Genomic DNA, 17,539 nt, shown 5'->3' with positions numbered 1-17,539 from the left:
GGCCCGGACGCGGCGTCCGGGCCGAGCGGACGGATCAGTCCTCGGTGGCCACGAACTCCAGGCGGAAGAGGCCGTCGGGCACCTCGGGCATGAAGTCCTCTTCGCCGAGGATCGGGATGAAGGACTCGAGCATCTTCGTGATGCCCTCGACCTGCTCTTCGTCCCACTCGGTGCGGAAGTTCGCACCGAGGAGGTTCTGCAGCGCCTCGGGCGCCTTCGGGTCGGTCAGGTCGAGCGTCTCGGCGTACCGCTCCCACGCTTCTTCGTCGGCCTGCACGTACTCGACGCCGTCGCGCATCGCGTTCGAGAACGCCACGAGCTCGCTGCAGTGGTCCGCCGCGTAGCTGTCGGTCGAGACGATCCCGAGGTGCACAGGGGCGATGCCGGTCGCCTCGATGTACTCGCTGGAGAGGTCGCCGATCTGCTTGTACTTGCCCTCGAGCTGCGTGACGACCGTCGCGGTCGAACCCATGAGGATCGCGTCGAGTTCGCCCTGGCCGAGCAGGCCGGAGATCGCGGCGTCCGGAGCCACCGCGAGCGAAGCGAGCTCGTCCTCCAGCTTGTCCATGCCGAACGCCTCGGAGGCGATCGCGGACAGGACCACGAACGTCGCGCTGTTGTTCGCCGAGAACGAGCCGAACCGCGCGCCGGCGAGGTCCCCGATGTCTTCGATGTCGGAGTCCTTCTGGACGAAGACGCCGTTCGACGGGCTCGCGAGGGCGCCGAAGAGGAAGACGTCGAGGCCCTTCGAGCGGGCCTGGGCCATCGTGGTGACGCCGCCGAAGCCGATGTCGACGGCCTTCTGCGTGACCGCCTGGGCCGACGCCGGCGGGTTCTCGAAGCTCCTGATGTCGAGGTCGAGGTTGTACTTCTTGTCGAACTCCTGTTCCTTGATCGCCTGGGTCACGAGGTCCTGGGCGCCGGGGTTGACGCCCAGCGAGACCTTCGTCATCTCGGTCAGCGGGCCGCACTCATCGGCTCCGCCCTCGGACGGACCGGCTTGGGGCTGCTGCTGGCCTGCGCAGGAGGCGAGGGCGATCGTGCCTGCCACGACCATCGCCAAGGCGAAACCACTCTTTGCACGCATTACTGGCCTCTTTCTCTTCATCGAGGTCGGGGCTCTGCTTCGAGTCCCGGCCGGGGGCTGCGTTTCTTCGGGCAACTGACGCGTTCTCCACCCGCCGGGCCGGGTTCGACCGCCGGGTGCCGTACCGGAGCCTCGCCGTGGGTCGACCTGTGGGCCAGATCCATTAGTACGGGTCCCTAAGTACTCGCCCGACGATACCGTTAGGGTCCCTAACTAGTCAAGAGATCCGGATGCGCCGTGCCCGATGTCCGGGAATGCCCACTCCACCAAGCGGAGCGGCGCCGCGCGCCCGGCGTCCCGGTAAGCGGGAAAGTGCCTCTGATCAGCCGATCGGCGCGAGATAGCCGTCGCGCCGCAGAAGCGCGTGGACACCGCCCGCGGCGATCGTGTCGAGCAGCATCGGCGGGAGGGGCGTCGCCGACACGGCCGAACCGGTGGTCAGATTCGTCACGGCGCCCCGAGCGATGTCGACGTCGAGCTCGTCGCCCTCCGACACGGCGCCGAGCACACCGGGAGCCTCGAGCACCGGCACGGCGTACGCGACCGCGTTGCGCAGGAAGATGTCGCCGAGCGACTCCGCGACGACCGCGGCGATCCCCGTGCGCGCGAGCACGAGCGGGGCGGGGCGGCTCGAGCCGCATCCGAATCGACGCCCCGCGACCAGGATGTCGCCGGACCTCACGGTCGCGGCCCACCCGGGCCGGATCGAGTCGAGCACGAGGGCGGACTGCTCCTCCGGCGGAAGCTCGAAGCCCCGCCGTGGCATGATCTGGTCGGTGTTGATGTCGTCGTCCGCGAACACCCGCGCGCGGCCCGTGAAGACCCAGTCCCGGTCGCGCCCGGTCATGAGATCGGCCGATCGGCGAGGTGCGGCATGGGGTCGGCGATGACGCCTTCGATCGCGGATGCCGCGACCGTCGCCGTCGAGGCGAGGTAGATCTCGGCGTCGGCGCTGCCCATGCGGCCGCGGAAGTTGCGCGTGCTCGACGTGATGCACACCTCGCCCGGGGCGAGCACGCCCAGGTGCCCGCCCGCGCACGCGCCGCACGTGGAGTTCGTGACGACGGCTCCGGCCTCGGTGAGCGTCTCGATGTACCCCGCGCGCAGCGCCTCGAGGTACACCGCCTGCGAGCCCGGCGTGACGATGAGTCGCACGCCGTCGGCGACGCGGCGCCCGTCCAGCAGGCGCGCCGCGATGCGCAGGTCGGAGAGCTTGCCGTTCGCGCAGGAGCCGATGAACGCCTGGTCGATGCGGATGCCGTCCGCCGCGACGGCCGCCGCGCTGCGGACGTTCCCGTTGATGCGGTGCGGGAGGGCGATGCGCGGCTTGACGTCGGCGAGGTCCACGACGTGGACGGCGGCGTACTCGGCATCCGGATCCGGCTCGACGGGCTCGTACGCGGCATCCGTGACCGACGCGATGTGCTCGCGCAGGAGGGCGTCGTCGGGCATCATGACGAAGTTCGCGTTGAGCTCGGTGCACATCGTGGCGAGCGTCGCGCGGTCGTCGAGCGGCATCGTCTCCAGCCCCGGGCCGCCGAACTCGATGTCGTGGCCCTCCTGGCTGCCGTGCAGGAGCGACAGGTGCAGGAAGACGTCCTTGCCGTAGACGCCGAACGGGAGCTCTCCGACGAGCTCGAACCGCACCGTCGGCGACGCCCGGTACCACGTGCGGCCGGTCGCGGCGAGCTGGAGGATGTCGGCGAGCCCCAGCCCGCGCGCGGCGCAGTTGAGCACGCCGGCGGCGCTCGTGTGCGAGTCGTTCGACGCGACGAGCTGACCGGGCAGCGCGAGGCAGCGCTCGAAGATGAGCTGGTGCTCGATGCCTCCCCCGCCGACGTCGGCGACCTCGCGGAACCCGAGGCGCCGGGCGTGCTCGCGGGCGCGGCGCTGCGCGCGAGCGTACCGCTCGTTGGGCGCCGGGACGCCGTGGTCCATCAGGACGACGATCCGCTCCGGGTGGGCGACGCCGAGCAGGTCGGTCGGGAGCGTGTCGGGAGTGTCGCTGAAGACCGTGTCGGCGAGCACGATGAGGTCGACATCGGTCACGACGATGTCGCCCGGCCGCACGACCGTCCGCCCGCTCCGGCGCGCGAGCACCTTCTCGGCCATCGTCATGCCCACAGCGGCGCCTCCTCGGCTCTCGTTGCGGCTACCGGCCCTGGACGTTCTGCACGAAGTACGTCGTCGCCGCCTCGTAGACCACGCGCAGCGAGTCCTGCAGGTCGGCGCGTCGATCCGGCGCGAGCTCGGCCAGCAGGGCCTTGGTGAACTCCTTCAGCACGGCCTGGCCCGCTGCCGCGGCCTCTCGCCCGGCATCCGTCGCATGCAGGACGATCGCGCGCCGGTCGGACTCGCTCGCCGTCGTGGTCATGAGTCCGCGCTTGACGAGTCCGTCGACGTTCTCGGAGACGGTCGGGAGCGAGAGGTTGCCTCGCTTGGCGAGCTGGCTGAGGGACGTGTACCCGCCGATGACGCGGGACAGCGTGCGGTACTGGCGGAAGGTCAGCGGCACGGGCAAGGATGCCAGGAGCATCTGGCTCGTGCGGTTGAGGCGCGCGGCCACGCTGATGAGGAGCTCGTGATCCTCTTCGATGCGATCAGCGGCTAGTACCGGCGCGGCCTCCGACACGATCGTCTCCATTTCCTTAGGTGACCTAACTACTTCCCAGATTACGTGTCGCCGCGTCGGCGCGTCAAGCCGACCGGACGCCCGTCGTGAGCACGACGGCGCGCTGTCCGCTGATGGGCGCGAGGCGCGCCGAGACCACCGCGGCGCGGCCGCTCGCGACCGCCTCGAGGCCGATCCGCAGCTGCTCCTCCAGCTCCGCCACCGTCGACGCGGTGCCGGCGTACGCGCCGCCGGCCGCGGCCGCGACACCGGGCAGGTCGGCCTCCTGCGCGAGATTGACCCAGAACCGATCGCTCGAGGCGGCAGGACCGTCCGGATGCTGGCGGATCACGTTCTGCTTCGTCGCGTTCCACCCGCCGTTGTCGAGGATCACCGTGAGGAAGGGCGCTCCGTAGCGGTGCGCCATCCAGTGCGACGACGACGGCTCGCTGAGGAAGTACGACCCGTCCCCGACGATCGACACCACTGTCGCGTCCGGCCGCGCCAGCTTGATGCCGACCGCCGCCGCGCTGCTCCACCCGAGCGACGATCCGCCGCTCGCGAACCGCGTGCCCGGATGCGTGCGCGGAAGGTGCCGGAAAACCGTCTCGGCGTTGCTGATCGCCTCGTTGAGCACGATCGTCGACGGGTCGATCGCCCTCTCGAGCGTCGCGCACACGAGCGGCACGGTGAGGCGCCCGGCTCCGCCGTCGCGCTCGCCGCGCCACCGCTCGCGCTGCGCGGCGTGCTCCGCCGCAAGTCGCGCCCGACGGCCCCCGACGTCTCCGCGGTCGGCGAGCTCGCGCACGCCGTCCCGCAGCTGCCGCAGCGCGACGGGCGAGTCCGCACGCGCGAACGCCTCGGCCTCGAGGTACCACAGCGGCGTGCGCTCGTTGAGGGGATCGGGGCCGAGCACGAAGATGCGCGCATCGTCGCGGGGCGTCGCCCGGGTCGGCATCCACGGCGCGTGCGTGTCGACCGCGATGAGGACGTCCGCGCGCGACAGCAGCGGCTCGGCCATGAAGCCCACATGCAGCTCGTGGTCGGCCGGGAAGCTCAGCACATCGGGCACGGCCTCGACGACGCCCAGTCCGAGCGCCTCTGCGAGCTCGACGAGCACCGCGACGGAGTCCGGGTCGCGCCCGAGCGACGACGTCACGAGCACGGGGAACTCCGCCCCCGCGACCGCGGCGAGAATCTCCTCGACGAGCGACCGCTGCAGCGGGCTCTGTTCGACGGCGCGCCACCGCTGCGGGTCGACGTCACGACCGGTCGAGACGGATGCCAGGACCTCGCGCGCCCCCGTGAGGTAGACCGGCCCTTGCGGCGAGCTCTGGGCGAGCTGCAGCGCGCGCGAGACGAGCTGCCGCGCGTTGGCGCCCGTGCGCAGGTCGTAGCTCCACTTGACGTACGGGCGCACGAGTCCGTGCTGATCGGGGATGTCCTGCAGGTGGTTCGGGTACGAGTTGCGGCTCCCCGGCAGCTCCCCCTCCATCGTGTACGGGGTGAGGCCGGCGAACAGCAGCACCGGGACCCGCGCGCGGGCGGCGTTGTGCACCGCACCCCCGAGGTTCGCCGTGCCGACGTCGACGTGCACGAACACGGCCTGCGCCCGCCCACGCACGAGGGCGTAGCCGTGCGCGGCCGCGAGCGCGCTCGCCTCGTGCGGCGCGAGCACGACCGCCGGCACCCGCTCGCCCTGCTCGTGCAGGTCGGCGAGCGCGTCGATGAGGGCGGTGTGGTCGCTCCCGAGGTTCCCGAAGACGACCTCTACGCCGTAGGCAGTCAGGCCTTCGATGACCGCACGCGCGGCCGTCTCGCGGGACCCGCCCGTCATCGCGCGGCCTCCGCGGCCTGGATCCCATGGAACTGCAGGTACTCATCGATGCCGGCGGATGCCCCTTCCCACCCGATCCCGCTGCGCTTGACTCCCCCGAACGGCAGCGCGCGCCGCCCCGCGGGACTGAGCGCGTGCTCGTTGATGAAGGTGATTCCCGCCTCCAACCGCTCGGCGACCGCGCGCGCCCGATCGAGGTCCGCGGACCACACCGACGCGCAGAGACCGTACTCGGTGCCGTTGGCCTCGGCGACGGCATCCGTCTCTTCGTCGTAACCGACGACCGGCAGGATCGGGCCGAACTGCTCCCCCGTCACGACCTCGTCGAGCGGGTCCGCGTCGCGCACGAGCGACGGCTGGAGGTACCACCCGCGCTCCCATCCCTCCGGATCGAGGCGCACGCCTCCCGTCTCGACCCGCGCGCCGCGCTCGCGCAGGCCGTCGTGCAGGCGGCGGACGCGTTCGAACTGCGCCGCGTTGTTGACGGGACCCATCGTCGCGTCCGGATCGAGGCCGTGGCCGACGACGAACCGGTCCATCGCGGCGAACGCCGCGTCGGAGAAGTCGTCGAGCAGGCGGCGCGGGACGTACACGCGCTTGATCGCGTAGCAGACCTGGCCGGAGCGGCGGAACGCGTGCGACACGATCGCCTCGGCGGCGGCGCCCACGTCGGCGTCGTCGAGCACGATCGCCGGGTCGTTGCCGCCGAGCTCGAAATGGACGCGCGTGAAGGACTCGGCCGCGAGCGTCATGATCTGCCGCGCGACCGCTTCGCCACCCGTGAACGAGACCTTCCGCACCGCCGGGTGTGCGACGAGGGCCGAGCCGACCTCGCCGGCGCCGTTCACGACCGAGAGGACACCGTCGGGCAGCCGCGCGCCGATGCGCTCGAGGATGCGCGTCACGGCGAGCGGCGCGTTCGGGGACGGCTTCACGATCACGGTGTTGCCCGCGACGAGCGCGGGTCCCACCTTCTGCAGCGCGAGCACCACGGGCGCGTTCCACGGCACGATGCACGCGACGACGCCGTACGGGCGCCGCCGCAGCGAGATTCCCGTGCCATCGTCGGCGGGCTCGGCGAGAGCCTCGAGGCCCAGGTCGACGGCCATGCGCAGCAGGTGCGGCACGAGCGACACCTCGCGCCGCGACACCGGCAGCACCGACCCGTTCTCGCGCGTGAGGAGTTCGGCGACGGCGCCGTCGACCTCGTCGAAGTCGCGGGCCGCGGCGAGGAGGGCTTCGGCGCGCGCGTCGGCGCCGACTGCCGCCCACGGGAGCGCCGCGGCATCCGCCTCTCGCGCCGCCCTGTCGATCTCGCCGGGCGAGGCGACCGCGATCACGCCGGCCACCTCGTCGAACCGCCCCGGGTCGCGGACCTCAAGCTGTGCCACGCGCGTCATCGTCATGTGACCCTCCTCGAATTTCATAAGGTACCCTAAACATCGTGCGAGCGAACGGTCGACCACGGATGCCGGTGGGAGACCCGATCGCATGAGCAGCCCGTTCCGCTCGCTGAGGGTGCTCAACTACCGCCTGTGGTTCGCCGGAGCCACGGTGTCGAACATCGGCACGTGGATGCAGCGGACGGCGCAGGACTGGATCGTCCTGACCGAGCTCACCGACCACGACGCGGTCGCGGTGGGGATCACGACGGCCCTCCAGTTCGGGCCGGTGCTCGTGCTCACTCCCCTGACAGGACTCGCCGCCGACGTCTTCGATCGCCGACGGCTGCTGCTCGCGACTCAGACCGCGATGGCGGCGATCGGCGCCCTCTTCGCGGCGCTCGTCCTCACCGGTGCGGTCGAGCTGTGGATGGTCTACTCCCTCGCGGTCGCCCTCGGCGTCGCGAGCGCCTTCGACGGACCCGCGCGTCAGTCGTTCGTGTCGGAGCTCGTGCCGACCTCCCTCATCTCGAACGCGGTGGGCCTCAACGCGACGTCGTTCACCGTCGCGCGCCTGGCCGGCCCGGCGCTCGCCGGCCTGCTGACCGCGGCGATCGGCGCGGGGTGGGTGCTGCTCATCAACGCCGTGACGTTCGGCGCGACCATCACGGGCATCCTCGCGATGCGCCGCTCCGAGCTGCACGCCCAGCCGCGATCGCCGCGCGCGCCGGGGCGCCTGCGCGCCGGGCTGCTTTACGTGAGCTCGCGCGGTGACCTCGCAGTCGTCGTCGTCAGCGCCCTCGTGTTCGGCGCGATCGGCACCAACCTGCCGATCTTCGTCGCGACCATGTCGACCGTCGAGTTCGGGCTCGGCCCGACCGAGTTCGGCATCCTGTCGTCGGTCGTCGCGATCGGGAGCGTGATCGGGGCGATCGCGGGCGCCCGCCGCGAACGGGCACGCCTCTCCGCGATCGCGGCGTCGGCGCTCGTGTTCGGGCTCGGCGCGATCGGGTGCGCGCTGAGCCCGAATGCGTGGGTGTTCGGCGCCTTCCTCGTCGTGCTCGGCTTCACGTCGCTCGTGATCATGAACACGACGAACGCCTACCTGCAGGCGGCGACGCCTCCCGAGCTGCGGGGACGGGTGATGGCGATCTACATCGCGGTCGTGCTCGGCGGGCCGACCCTCGGGGCACCCGTCATCGGGTTCATCGCGACGGCGGCCGGCCCGCGCTGGGCGACGGCGGCCGGTGCGCTCGGCGGGCTCATCCCGGCGCTGCTCTTCGCCCTGTGGTGGGTGCGCGCTTCGCGGGCGACGGTCGCGTCATCTCGCGTCGAGGTCGCTCCCGCTGTGCCGGCCGCTCGTGCCCGCCGCGCCGCCGGCGCTCCGGCGAGCAGCCCCCGGCGCTGAGGCGCGCCAACCGCCCCGGCACCGCCGCGAACGGCCCCCCGCGAACGGGTCAGCGCGGCGCGTGCGCCTCGAGGAACTCGTACACGTCCGTCGAGTCGACGCCCGGGAAGGCGCCCGTCGGCAGCGTCGCGAGGAGCGTGCGCGGCGTGCGCACGTTCGGCCACGACTGGTCGCGCCAGGACGCCTCCAGGTCGGCGGGGGCGCGGCGGCAGCACGCTTCGACCGAGTGCTTCGAGACGCCGCGGTTCGTCGTGTCGCGCCCGAGGAACCATTTCGTGTCGTCGAAGCGCACGCCCACCGACACGGAGTGCGCACCTTCGCTCGAGTGCTCGACGCGCGCGGTGCACCAGTACGTGCCGTTCCCCGTGTCGGTGTACTGGTAATACGGGTTGAAGTGGTCCTCGATGTCGAAGACGACGCGCGAGGTCCACCGCCGGCAGCACATCTGCCCCTCGATCGCGCCGAGCCGGTCTGTCGGGAAGTTCACGTCGTCGTTCTCGTACGCCTTCGTGATCGTGCCGGACTCGTGCACCTTGAGGAAGTGCACGGGGATGCCGAGGTGCACCGTCGCGAGGTTGGTGAAGCGGTGCGCCGCGGTCTCGTACGACACCGAGTACGCGTCGCGCAGGTCCTCGATCGAGATCGCGCGGTCCTTCTTCGCCTCCTGGAGGAACGGCACGGCGTGCGCCTCGGGGATCAGCAGCGCGCCCGTGAGGTAGTTCGTCTCCACGCGCTGCCGCAGGAACTCCGCGTAGCTCGTCGGCTCGCGGTGCCCGAGGATCCGGCTCGACAGCGCCTGGAGCACCGCCGTGCGCGGGTCGCCCTTCGCCGTGAGCCGGCTCGAGAGGTAGAGGCGCCCGTTCTTGATGTCGGCGACCGACCGGGTCGTCTGCGGGAGGTCGGGCACGTAGTGGAGTGTGAACCCGAGGTGGGCGGCGATGTCGGATGCCGTGCGCTGCGTGAGCGGCCCGCCGGGGTGATCCACCGACCGCAGGATCCTCCGCGCCTGCTCCTCGAGCGCGCCGAAGTAGTTGTTCTGAGTGCGCATGAGCTTGCGCAGCGCGACGTTGGCCCGACGCGCCTCTTCGGGCGTCGCCGCGCGCTCGTCGTTGAGCCGCTCGATCTCGCCGTGGAGCGCGAGCATCGCCTTGAGGGCGTCGGTCGGCACGGACTTCGCGACGCGGAAGGGCGCGATGCCGACAGCCCGGAACGTCGGTCCGCGCATCGCGCGCTCGAGCGCGATCTCGAGCGTGGCGCGCTCATCGAGCGGCTCCGCCTCGAGCAGCGCCTCGAGGGTCGTGCCGAGTGCCCGCGCGATCGAGCGGAGCATCGTGAGCTTCGCCTCGCGCCGGCCGTTCTCGATCATCGACAGCTGGCTGGGGGCGCGGTCGACGGCGGCGGCGAGCTCTTCGAGCGTCATGCCGCGGTCGGTGCGCAATTGACGGATGCGGCGCCCGATGGTCAGCGCGTCCACCTCCCCATCGTCGGAGAAGTCGGTCACGGGATCTGTCGTCGCGAGCGTCGCCATGAGTCGATTCTGTCACGAAAACAGAAATCTCCAGAAACTTCACCCCCCGAAATGCCATTGAGCGGGGCCGAACTTCACAGAAAGTGGAATCACGACCTTCCGCCGGTCGATCCAGAACGCGGATGACCGGATACCCCGACCAGGCCCACACGCCGGGCGGAGCATCCGGTCGACAGTCTCACCACACCGCACACAGGAAGACAGGCCCATGACCCCTTCGACCATCGCCCCGATGCGCACGCGCACCGGCCCCATCGCCGCCCAGACCCACGAGCCTTCGATCGAGATCACGGGACCGATCGCGCCGCGCTACGACGAGATCCTCACGCCCGACGCGATCGCGTTCCTCGCCGCGCTGCACGACCGGTTCAGCACCCGCCGCCACGATCGGCTCGCCGACCGCATGCGCCGCCGCTTCGAGGTCGGCAACGGCCACGACCCGCAGTTCCGCGACGACACGCGGCACATCCGCGAAGACGCCGAGTGGACGGTCGCCGGCGCCGGCCCCGGCCTCGAGGACCGTCGCGTCGAGATCACCGGGCCGACCGACCCGAAGATGACCATCAACGCGCTCAACTCGGGCGCGAAGGTGTGGCTGGCCGACCAGGAGGACGCGACCAGCCCGACGTGGAAGAACGTCATCGAGGGGCAGCTGTCGCTGCGCGACGCGATCCGCGGCGAGCTGATCTACACGAGCCCCGAAGGCAAGCGCTACGAGGTCACGGCCACCGAGACGCCCACCATCGTGATGCGCCCCCGCGGGTGGCACCTGACCGAGAACCACATCCGCTTCACCGACCGCTTCGGCCGAACGATGGCCGCGTCCGGGTCGCTCGTCGACTTCGGCCTGTACTTCTTCCACAACGCGAAGCAGCTCATCGCGAACGGCCGCGGTCCGTACTTCTACCTCCCCAAGCTCGAGTCGAGCGAAGAGGCGAAGCTGTGGGACGACGTCTTCTCGTTCAGCGAGCGGTACATCGGCATCCCGCACGGCACGATCCGCGCGACCGTGCTCATCGAGACGCTGCCCGCCGCGTTCGAGATGGAGGAGATCCTCTTCGAGCTGCGCGACCACTGCGCGGGCCTGAACGCCGGCCGCTGGGACTACATCTTCTCGATCATCAAGAACTACCGCGGCCGCGGTGCGCGCTTCGTGCTGCCCGACCGCAGCGAGGTCACGATGACCGTGCCGTTCATGCGCGCCTACACCGAGCTGCTCGTGCAGACGTGCCACAAGCGCGGCGCCTTCGCGATCGGCGGCATGAGCGCGTTCATCCCGAACCGCCGCGACCCAGAGGTGACCGAGCGCGCGTTCGAGAAGGTCGCGGCCGACAAGAAGCGCGAGGCCGGCGACGGCTTCGACGGCACGTGGGTGGCGCACCCCGACCTCATCCCGGTGGCGCGCGCCGAGTTCGACGCCGTGCTCGGCGACCGGCCCAACCAGCTCGACCGGCAGCGTCCCGACGTCGATGTGAAGGCGGCCGACCTCATCGACGTGCACATCGGCCGGCCCATCACGGCCGCGGGCGTGCACGGGAACGTGTCGGTCGCGATCCGCTACATCGAGGCGTGGCTGCGGGGCCTCGGCGCCGTCGCGATCGACAACCTCATGGAGGACGCCGCGACCGCCGAGATCTCCCGCTCCCAGGTGTGGCAGTGGGTCCACCAGGACCGCACCACCGAAGACGGCACGCGGATCACGCGCGAGTACGTCGAGGGCCTCATCGCGCAGGTGCTCGGCGAGGTCGAGCGCCGCGACGGCGATCGCTTCGACGACGCGGCCGAGGTGTTCCGCGAGGTCGCGCTCGGAGCCGAGTTCCCCGCCTTCCTGACGCTGCCCGCCTACTCGCGCTTCCTCGTCGAGACCGACTGACACCTCCCCTTCGACACGATCACAAGGACGACGACATGACCACCTACACGGACGACATCCAGGACACGCAGGCCCTCAAGGACCAGCACGGCTCGACATGGGACGCGATCAACCCCGAATACGTCGCGCGGATGCGGGCGCAGAACCGCTTCCGGACGGGGCTCGACATCGCGCGCTACACCGCCGACATCATGCGCCGCGACATGGCGGAGTACGACGCCGACCCGTCGCAGTACACGCAGTCGCTCGGCGTCTGGCACGGCTTCGTCGGGCAGCAGAAGCTCATCTCGATCAAGAAGCACCTGAAGAGCACGAAGAAGCGATACCTGTACCTGTCGGGCTGGATGGTCGCCGCCCTCCGCTCGGAGTTCGGTCCGCTCCCCGACCAGTCGATGCACGAGAAGACGGCGGTTCCCGCGCTCATCGAGGAGCTGTACACCTTCCTCCGTCAGGCCGACGCGCGAGAGCTCGACCTGCTGTTCACGCAGCTCGACCGGGCGCGCGCGGCCGGCGACGAGACGGCGGTCGAGTTCATCCAGTCGCAGATCGACAACCACGAGACCCACGTCGTGCCGATCATCGCCGACATCGACGCGGGCTTCGGCAACCCCGAGGCGACGTACCTCCTCGCGAAGAAGATGATCGAGGCGGGCGCGTGCGCCATCCAGATCGAGAACCAGGTGTCGGACGAGAAGCAGTGCGGCCACCAGGACGGCAAGGTCACCGTCCCGCACGAGGACTTCCTCGCGAAGATCAACGCCGTGCGCTACGCGTTCCTCGAGCTCGGTATCGAGAACGGCGTCATCGTCGCCCGCACCGACTCGCTCGGCGCCGGCCTGACGCAGAAGCTCGCCGTCTCGAACCAGCCCGGAGACCTCGGCGACCGGTACAACTCGTTCCTCGACGTCGAGGAGATCACCGAGGCCGAGCTGAACGACGGCGACGTGGTCATCCGCCGCGAGGGCAGGCTGCTGCGCCCGAAGCGTCTCGCGAGCAATCTGTACCAGTTCCGTCCGGGCACCGGTGAGGACCGCGTCGTGCTCGACTGCATCACGTCGTTGCGCAACGGCGCCGACCTGCTGTGGATCGAGACCGAGAAGCCGCACATCGACCAGATCGCCGGCATGGTCGACCGCATCCGCGAGGCCGTGCCGGACGCCAAGCTCGTCTACAATAACAGCCCGTCGTTCAACTGGACGCTCAACTTCCGCCAGCAGGCGTACGACCTGCTCGAGGCACAGGGGCACGATGTGTCCGGCTACGACCGCGGCAACCTCATGAGCGCCGAGTACGACGACACCGACCTCGCGCGGCTCGCCGACGAGAAGATCCGCACGTTCCAGCGCGACGGCGCCGCCCGGGCGGGGATCTTCCACCACCTCATCACGCTGCCGACCTACCACACGGCGGCCCTGTCGACGGATGACCTCGCCAAGGGCTACTTCGGCGACGAGGGCATGCTCGCGTACGTCCGGGGCGTCCAGCGCCGCGAGATCCGCGAGGGCATCGCGACGGTGAGGCACCAGAACATGGCCGGCAGTGACATCGGCGACAACCACAAGGAGTACTTCGCCGGCGAGGCGGCCCTCAAGGCGGGCGGCAAGAACAACACGATGAACCAGTTCGGCTGAGCCTGACGCACGAAACGGATGCCGCGGACCCGGGAGGGTTCGCGGCATCCGTGCGCTACGCGAGCAGCCCGCGCTCCATCGCCAGCGTCACGGCGCGCGTGCGGTCGGCGACGCCGAGCTTGTCGAAGATCTTCAGCAGGTGCGTCTTGACCGTCGACTCGCCGATGCCGAGCGCGACGGCGATCTGCTTGTTCGAGTGACCGGATGCCACGAGCCGCAGCACCTCCGTCTCGCGGGCGGTCAGCACGGACTCGGGCGCTGGCCGGCGCATCCGCTCCACGAGCCGCACGGCGACCTGCGGCGACAGCGCCGACTGCCCGGCGGCCACCGACCGGATGCCGGCGACGATCTCCGCCTGCGGCGCCGCCTTCAGCAGGTAACCGGCCGCGCCGGCCTCGATCGCGGCAAGGATCTGGTCGTCGGACTCGTACGTCGTGAGGATGAGCACGCGGGGTGCGGGCTCGCCCGCCTCTCCGGCGGCGATGCGGGTCGTCGCGGCGACACCGTCGACGCGGGGCATCCGCAGATCCATCAGGACGACATCGGGGCGGGTGGCGGCGGCGAGCCGCACGGCCTCGTCGCCGTCCGACGCCTCGGCGACCACCTCGAGCCCGGGCTCGTCCGACAGCAGTCCCGCGAGTCCCGCGCGGACGACGGGGTGGTCGTCGGCGATCAGCAGACGGATCATCGCGGACCTCCGGATCGCTCGGGCTCGGGTGCGCTCGACGGCTCAGAGGGTGCGGCCGGGCCCGAGCGTGCACCGGGCAGACGCAGGCCGAGCGTGGTGCCTCGCCCCACGGCGGACGACACGTCGAGCACTCCCCCGGCGATCGCGACGCGCTCGCGCATGCCCTCGAGGCCGAAGCCCGTCGTGGATCGAACGGGGTCGAAGCCGCGTCCGTCGTCGGTGACCGTGAGGGTCGCCGCGCCGTCCGCGTCGACGGCGACCCGCACCTCGACGTGCTCGGCCGCGGCGTGCTTGGCCACGTTCGACAGGGCCTCCTGCAGGCACCGCAGCACGACGACCTGGGTCTCGCGGTCGAGGTCGCCCTCGACGGCGGCGTCGTCGAGCGCGATGTCGGCCGAGCTGTGCGCGCGGAAGCGCTCGACGAGCCGCTCCACGGCGGCCGCGAACGCCGGTTCGCTCGGGACGGCCGCCGTGCGGGCGACGAGCGCCCGGGCCTCGTCGAGCGCGTCGCGCGCGATCTGCTCGACCGTCGCGATGGTGGCGGCCGCGGCATCCGAGTGTCCGTCCCGCGATTGACGGCCGGCGCGCTCTGCCAGCAGGACGAGCCCCGCGAGCGTCTGGGCGAGCGTGTCGTGGATGTCGCGCGCGAGCCGCTCGCGCTCGGCGGATGCGCCGCGCTCGCGGCTCAGCGCCTCGACCTCAGCCTGGGCTTCGGTCAGCTCGGCGACGAGGCGCGCGCGCTCCTCTCCGTACTCGGCGATGCTCGCGATCCACAGGCCGAGCGCGATCGCGAAGACGAAGGAGAAGCCCGAGGTCATGAGACCCGCGACGAACGCGCCGGGCTCGTCGCCGCCGATCGTGATCCCCACCCAGATCATCACTGCGAAAACGGCGGAGCCGATGATCGCCCCGCGCCGCGAGTTCCCGACGATCCACATGAGCGGGTAGGCGAGTGCCTGCATGATCGCGAGGAAGCCCGTCGCGCCCGCGCCGATCGCGATCGCGAGCGAGCCCACCGCAACGAAGGCGGGGAAGCGCCACGGGGCGGGTACGAGGCCCGAGCCGGGCTCGCAGATCGCGGGCCGCGCGATCAGGAAGTACGCGGCGGCGAAGCCCGCGATCGACGCGAGCCCCACCGCCAGGCGCACCGGATCATCCGGGCGGAACCCGATCAGCAGGGCCGCCGCGATCACGACCGATCCGGCCGCGACCGCGACGTCCCACCAACGACGCTTCAGCACTCGCTGCTCCCTCGTCTGCCGACCTCAGGCTACGCGTCGCGCCGGATCCACCGGAACGTCAGCCGCGACAGGACGAGTCCCACGACGAGCCACACCGCGAGTGCGATCGCCACTCCGGCGAGGTTCCATTCGCCGTTCTGCTCGAGCGCCGCGAACTCGTCCGGCAGGAACGCCGCACGCATCCCCTGGGCCATCCACTTCAGCGGGAAGGCGCCGGCGACGTTCTGGAGCCACTCGGGCAGCTGCGCGAACATGAGGTACACGCCCGAGATGAACTGCAGCGCGAGGGCGATCGGCACGACCACCGCGGTCGCGCTCTTGCCGGTGCGCGGCAGCGCCGACAGCGCCACCCCGAGCAGGGCCGAGGCTGTGATGCCGAGCACGAACACCCACGCGAAGGTCATCCAGCTCGCGGGATCCGTCGGAAGATCGACGCCCAGAGCGAGCGCGGCGAATGCGAGCAGCAGCGCCGCCTGCGCCACGCCGGTGATCGCGACGAGGCCGATCTTGCCGATGAAGTAGCTGATCGGAGACAGCGGCGTGCCGCCGTAGCGCTTCAGCATGCCTTCCGAGCGCTCGATCGCGATGTCGATCGCGAGGTTCTGGAACCCCGACAGCAGCAGACCTGCAGCGAGCATGCCCGGCAGGTAGAGCTCCGCCATCGAGATGGGCGGGAGATCCGGCGCGAGCACCACGTCTCCGTCCGCGCCGAACGCGACGCTGAACAGCCCGAGCATGAAGACCGGGAACAGGAACGTGAAGAACAGCGCGTCGCCCGACCGGAAGTACTGCACGAGCTCGAAGCGCACGCGCTGGAGTCCCACGGCGAAGAGGTTCCGACGCGGCAGCGACCGTGCGGCCATGCGCGTCTCGTTGGTGATGGCGGTCATCGTGCCGCTCCCTTCATGGCCGCCGCGGCGAGCGCGGCGTCGGATTCGGATTCGGACTCCTCGGCGACGAGCCCGAGGTAGATGTCCTCGAGGCTCGGCCGCACGATCTCGAGCTCGGCGGGCACCTCGCCCAGGCGCGTGGCCAGCGCGCTCGCGAACTCGAAAGGGTCCTCCGCGCGCTGGTGCCGCTGCACGCCGTGCTCGACCCACTTCACGACCGGCACGCGCGCCTGCTCGCCGCCGAAGCCCTCCACCGCTCCGATGGCCCGCACGCCGCCGTTCGCGATGACGGCGACGCGATCGGCGAGTTGTGCCGCCTCGTCCAGGTAATGGGTCGTGAGCAGGATCGTCGTGCCCTCGGCCTTGAGCACGCGGATGAGGTCCCAGAACTCCCGCCGCGCGTGGGGGTCGAAGCCCGTCGTCGGCTCGTCGAGGAACAGCAGCTCGGGACGCCCGATGATGCCCATCGCGACGTCGACGCGGCGCTGCTGGCCGCCGGAGAGCTTCGCGACGCGGGTCTTCGCCTGGTCCTCGAGGCCGATCGCGGCGATCACCTCGTCGACGTCGCGCGGGTTCGGGTAGAACCCGGCGAACTCGCGCAGCTGCTCGCGCACCGTGACCGGTCCGGTCGTGGCCGTCGTCTGCAGCACGATGCCGATCCGCGCCTTCCAGTCGAGGCCCCCCTCGCCCGGATCGACGCCGAGCACCGAGGCATCGCCGCCCGACCGGCGGCGGTAGCCCTCGAGGATCTCCACGACCGTCGACTTGCCTGCGCCGTTCGGACCGAGGATCGCGAACGTCTCACCGCGCGCGATGTCGAACGAGACGTCGTCGACGACCGTCCGGTTTCCGTAGACCTTGTGCAGGTTCCGCACCCGCACCGCGTTCGTTTCCATGCCTCCACGATCGCGTCGCGGGCGGGCGCGCCCCAGCGGTCATCCGTGGGACGAGGCATCCGTCATTCGGTGGATGCCGGACTCGCCTGGATGGGGTCAGTATTCGACGATTCGCGCGGGGATGGGCGCGGCCTCGGCCGGGGCATCCGCCCTCGCGTTCCGATGGCCGCGGATGCCGCCGGCCAGCGCCCACGCGAGCAGCCACACGCCCGACACGCCCATGAGCGTGTAGGACACGCGCATCGCGGCCTCGACGTCGAGCAGCAGCAGCAGGCTGCCCAGCGACAGCAGGCTCCCGACGATCGCACCGACCGCCCCGACGATCGTCACGACGCATCCCTTCGCGAGCCACCAGGTGATCCCGCCCGCGATGACCAGGACGATGGCGAACGCGATCGCGCTCCAGATCCACGCACCCACGCGCTCACCGTACCGCGTCGGGGCGGCCCTCCGAAACCACGATGTCG

At 70.9% G+C, this 17,539-nt stretch carries 15 protein-coding genes; 3 read left to right on the top strand and 12 right to left on the bottom strand.

What is annotated here, in order from left to right:
* Nucleotides 1-34: 34 nt before the first annotated feature.
* From BJ991_RS06480 to BJ991_RS06455, 6 genes are all read right to left on the bottom strand, one after another.
* Nucleotides 35-1,051: an ABC transporter substrate-binding protein gene (locus BJ991_RS06480; protein WP_179488496.1), complete on the bottom strand. Its 1,017-nt coding sequence runs from the start codon at nt 1,049-1,051 to the stop codon at nt 35-37.
* Between the two features lie 358 nt (nt 1,052-1,409).
* Nucleotides 1,410-1,934: a LeuD/DmdB family oxidoreductase small subunit gene (locus BJ991_RS06475; protein WP_179488494.1), complete on the bottom strand. Its 525-nt coding sequence runs from the start codon at nt 1,932-1,934 to the stop codon at nt 1,410-1,412.
* Nucleotides 1,931-3,205 carry an aconitase/3-isopropylmalate dehydratase large subunit family protein gene (locus BJ991_RS06470; protein WP_246301286.1) on the bottom strand — a complete coding sequence of 425 codons (1,275 nt, stop codon included), beginning with the start codon at nt 3,203-3,205 and terminating at the stop codon, nt 1,931-1,933. Before BJ991_RS06470 ends, BJ991_RS06475 begins: the two co-directional genes overlap by 4 nt.
* 34 nt (nt 3,206-3,239) lie before the next feature.
* Complete coding sequence (locus BJ991_RS06465) at nt 3,240-3,731, bottom strand: MarR family winged helix-turn-helix transcriptional regulator (protein ID WP_218852887.1); 492 nt, start codon at nt 3,729-3,731, stop codon at nt 3,240-3,242.
* Nucleotides 3,732-3,783: 52 nt separating this feature from the next.
* Nucleotides 3,784-5,535, bottom strand: coding sequence for a thiamine pyrophosphate-requiring protein (locus BJ991_RS06460; protein ID WP_179488490.1), 1,752 nt, complete (start codon nt 5,533-5,535; stop codon nt 3,784-3,786).
* A complete protein-coding gene (locus BJ991_RS06455; RefSeq protein WP_179488488.1) occupies nt 5,532-6,941 on the bottom strand; it encodes an aldehyde dehydrogenase family protein in 1,410 nt (469 codons plus the stop codon). Before BJ991_RS06455 ends, BJ991_RS06460 begins: the two co-directional genes overlap by 4 nt.
* Before the next feature lie 85 nt (nt 6,942-7,026).
* On the opposite strand from BJ991_RS06455, the gene BJ991_RS06450 reads away from it, so the two are divergent.
* Nucleotides 7,027-8,325, top strand: a complete 1,299-nt coding sequence (locus tag BJ991_RS06450) for an MFS transporter (protein ID WP_179488486.1) — start codon at nt 7,027-7,029, stop codon at nt 8,323-8,325.
* A 49-nt stretch (nt 8,326-8,374) separates the two neighbouring features.
* Here BJ991_RS06450 and BJ991_RS06445 read toward each other — a convergent pair whose 3' ends face one another.
* Nucleotides 8,375-9,853 (bottom strand): helix-turn-helix transcriptional regulator, encoded by a 1,479-nt coding sequence (locus tag BJ991_RS06445; protein WP_179488484.1) that lies wholly within the window; start codon nt 9,851-9,853, stop codon nt 8,375-8,377.
* A gap of 232 nt (nt 9,854-10,085) precedes the next feature.
* Between BJ991_RS06445 and aceB the strand changes: the two genes are divergently transcribed.
* On the top strand, nt 10,086-11,726 hold the full coding sequence (aceB, locus tag BJ991_RS06440; protein ID WP_179492557.1) for a malate synthase A: 1,641 nt from the start codon (nt 10,086-10,088) through the stop codon (nt 11,724-11,726).
* A gap of 35 nt (nt 11,727-11,761) precedes the next feature.
* The gene (locus BJ991_RS06435; RefSeq protein ID WP_179488482.1) at nt 11,762-13,357 is read left to right on the top strand and encodes an isocitrate lyase; all 1,596 of its coding nucleotides are present in this window, start codon (nt 11,762-11,764) and stop codon (nt 13,355-13,357) included.
* Nucleotides 13,358-13,412: 55 nt separating this feature from the next.
* On the opposite strand, the gene BJ991_RS06430 is transcribed toward BJ991_RS06435, so the two are convergent.
* The 5 genes from BJ991_RS06430 to BJ991_RS06410 all read right to left on the bottom strand — a co-directional run bounded on the left by BJ991_RS06430 (nt 13,413) and on the right by BJ991_RS06410 (nt 17,492).
* On the bottom strand, nt 13,413-14,045 hold the full coding sequence (locus tag BJ991_RS06430) for a response regulator (RefSeq protein WP_179488480.1): 633 nt from the start codon (nt 14,043-14,045) through the stop codon (nt 13,413-13,415).
* A complete protein-coding gene (locus tag BJ991_RS06425; RefSeq protein ID WP_179488478.1) occupies nt 14,042-15,286 on the bottom strand; it encodes an ATP-binding protein in 1,245 nt (414 codons plus the stop codon). The genes BJ991_RS06430 and BJ991_RS06425 overlap by 4 nt, the downstream gene beginning before the upstream one ends.
* Before the next feature lie 29 nt (nt 15,287-15,315).
* Nucleotides 15,316-16,176 (bottom strand): ABC transporter permease, encoded by an 861-nt coding sequence (locus tag BJ991_RS06420; RefSeq protein ID WP_179488476.1) that lies wholly within the window; start codon nt 16,174-16,176, stop codon nt 15,316-15,318.
* On the bottom strand, nt 16,173-17,072 hold the full coding sequence (locus BJ991_RS06415) for an ABC transporter ATP-binding protein (protein WP_179488474.1): 900 nt from the start codon (nt 17,070-17,072) through the stop codon (nt 16,173-16,175). Before BJ991_RS06415 ends, BJ991_RS06420 begins: the two co-directional genes overlap by 4 nt.
* Nucleotides 17,073-17,168: 96 nt before the next feature.
* Entirely contained in the window at nt 17,169-17,492 is a 324-nt protein-coding gene (locus tag BJ991_RS06410) for a hypothetical protein (RefSeq protein WP_179488472.1), read from the bottom strand.
* Between the last annotated feature and the right edge of the window lie 47 nt (nt 17,493-17,539).

Origin of the sequence: Microbacterium immunditiarum (genome assembly GCF_013409785.1) — a bacterium.
Classification (GTDB): domain Bacteria; phylum Actinomycetota; class Actinomycetes; order Actinomycetales; family Microbacteriaceae; genus Microbacterium; species Microbacterium immunditiarum.
Note: the sequence above shows the minus strand (reverse complement) of the source record. Positions and strands in the feature narration are given on the sequence as shown.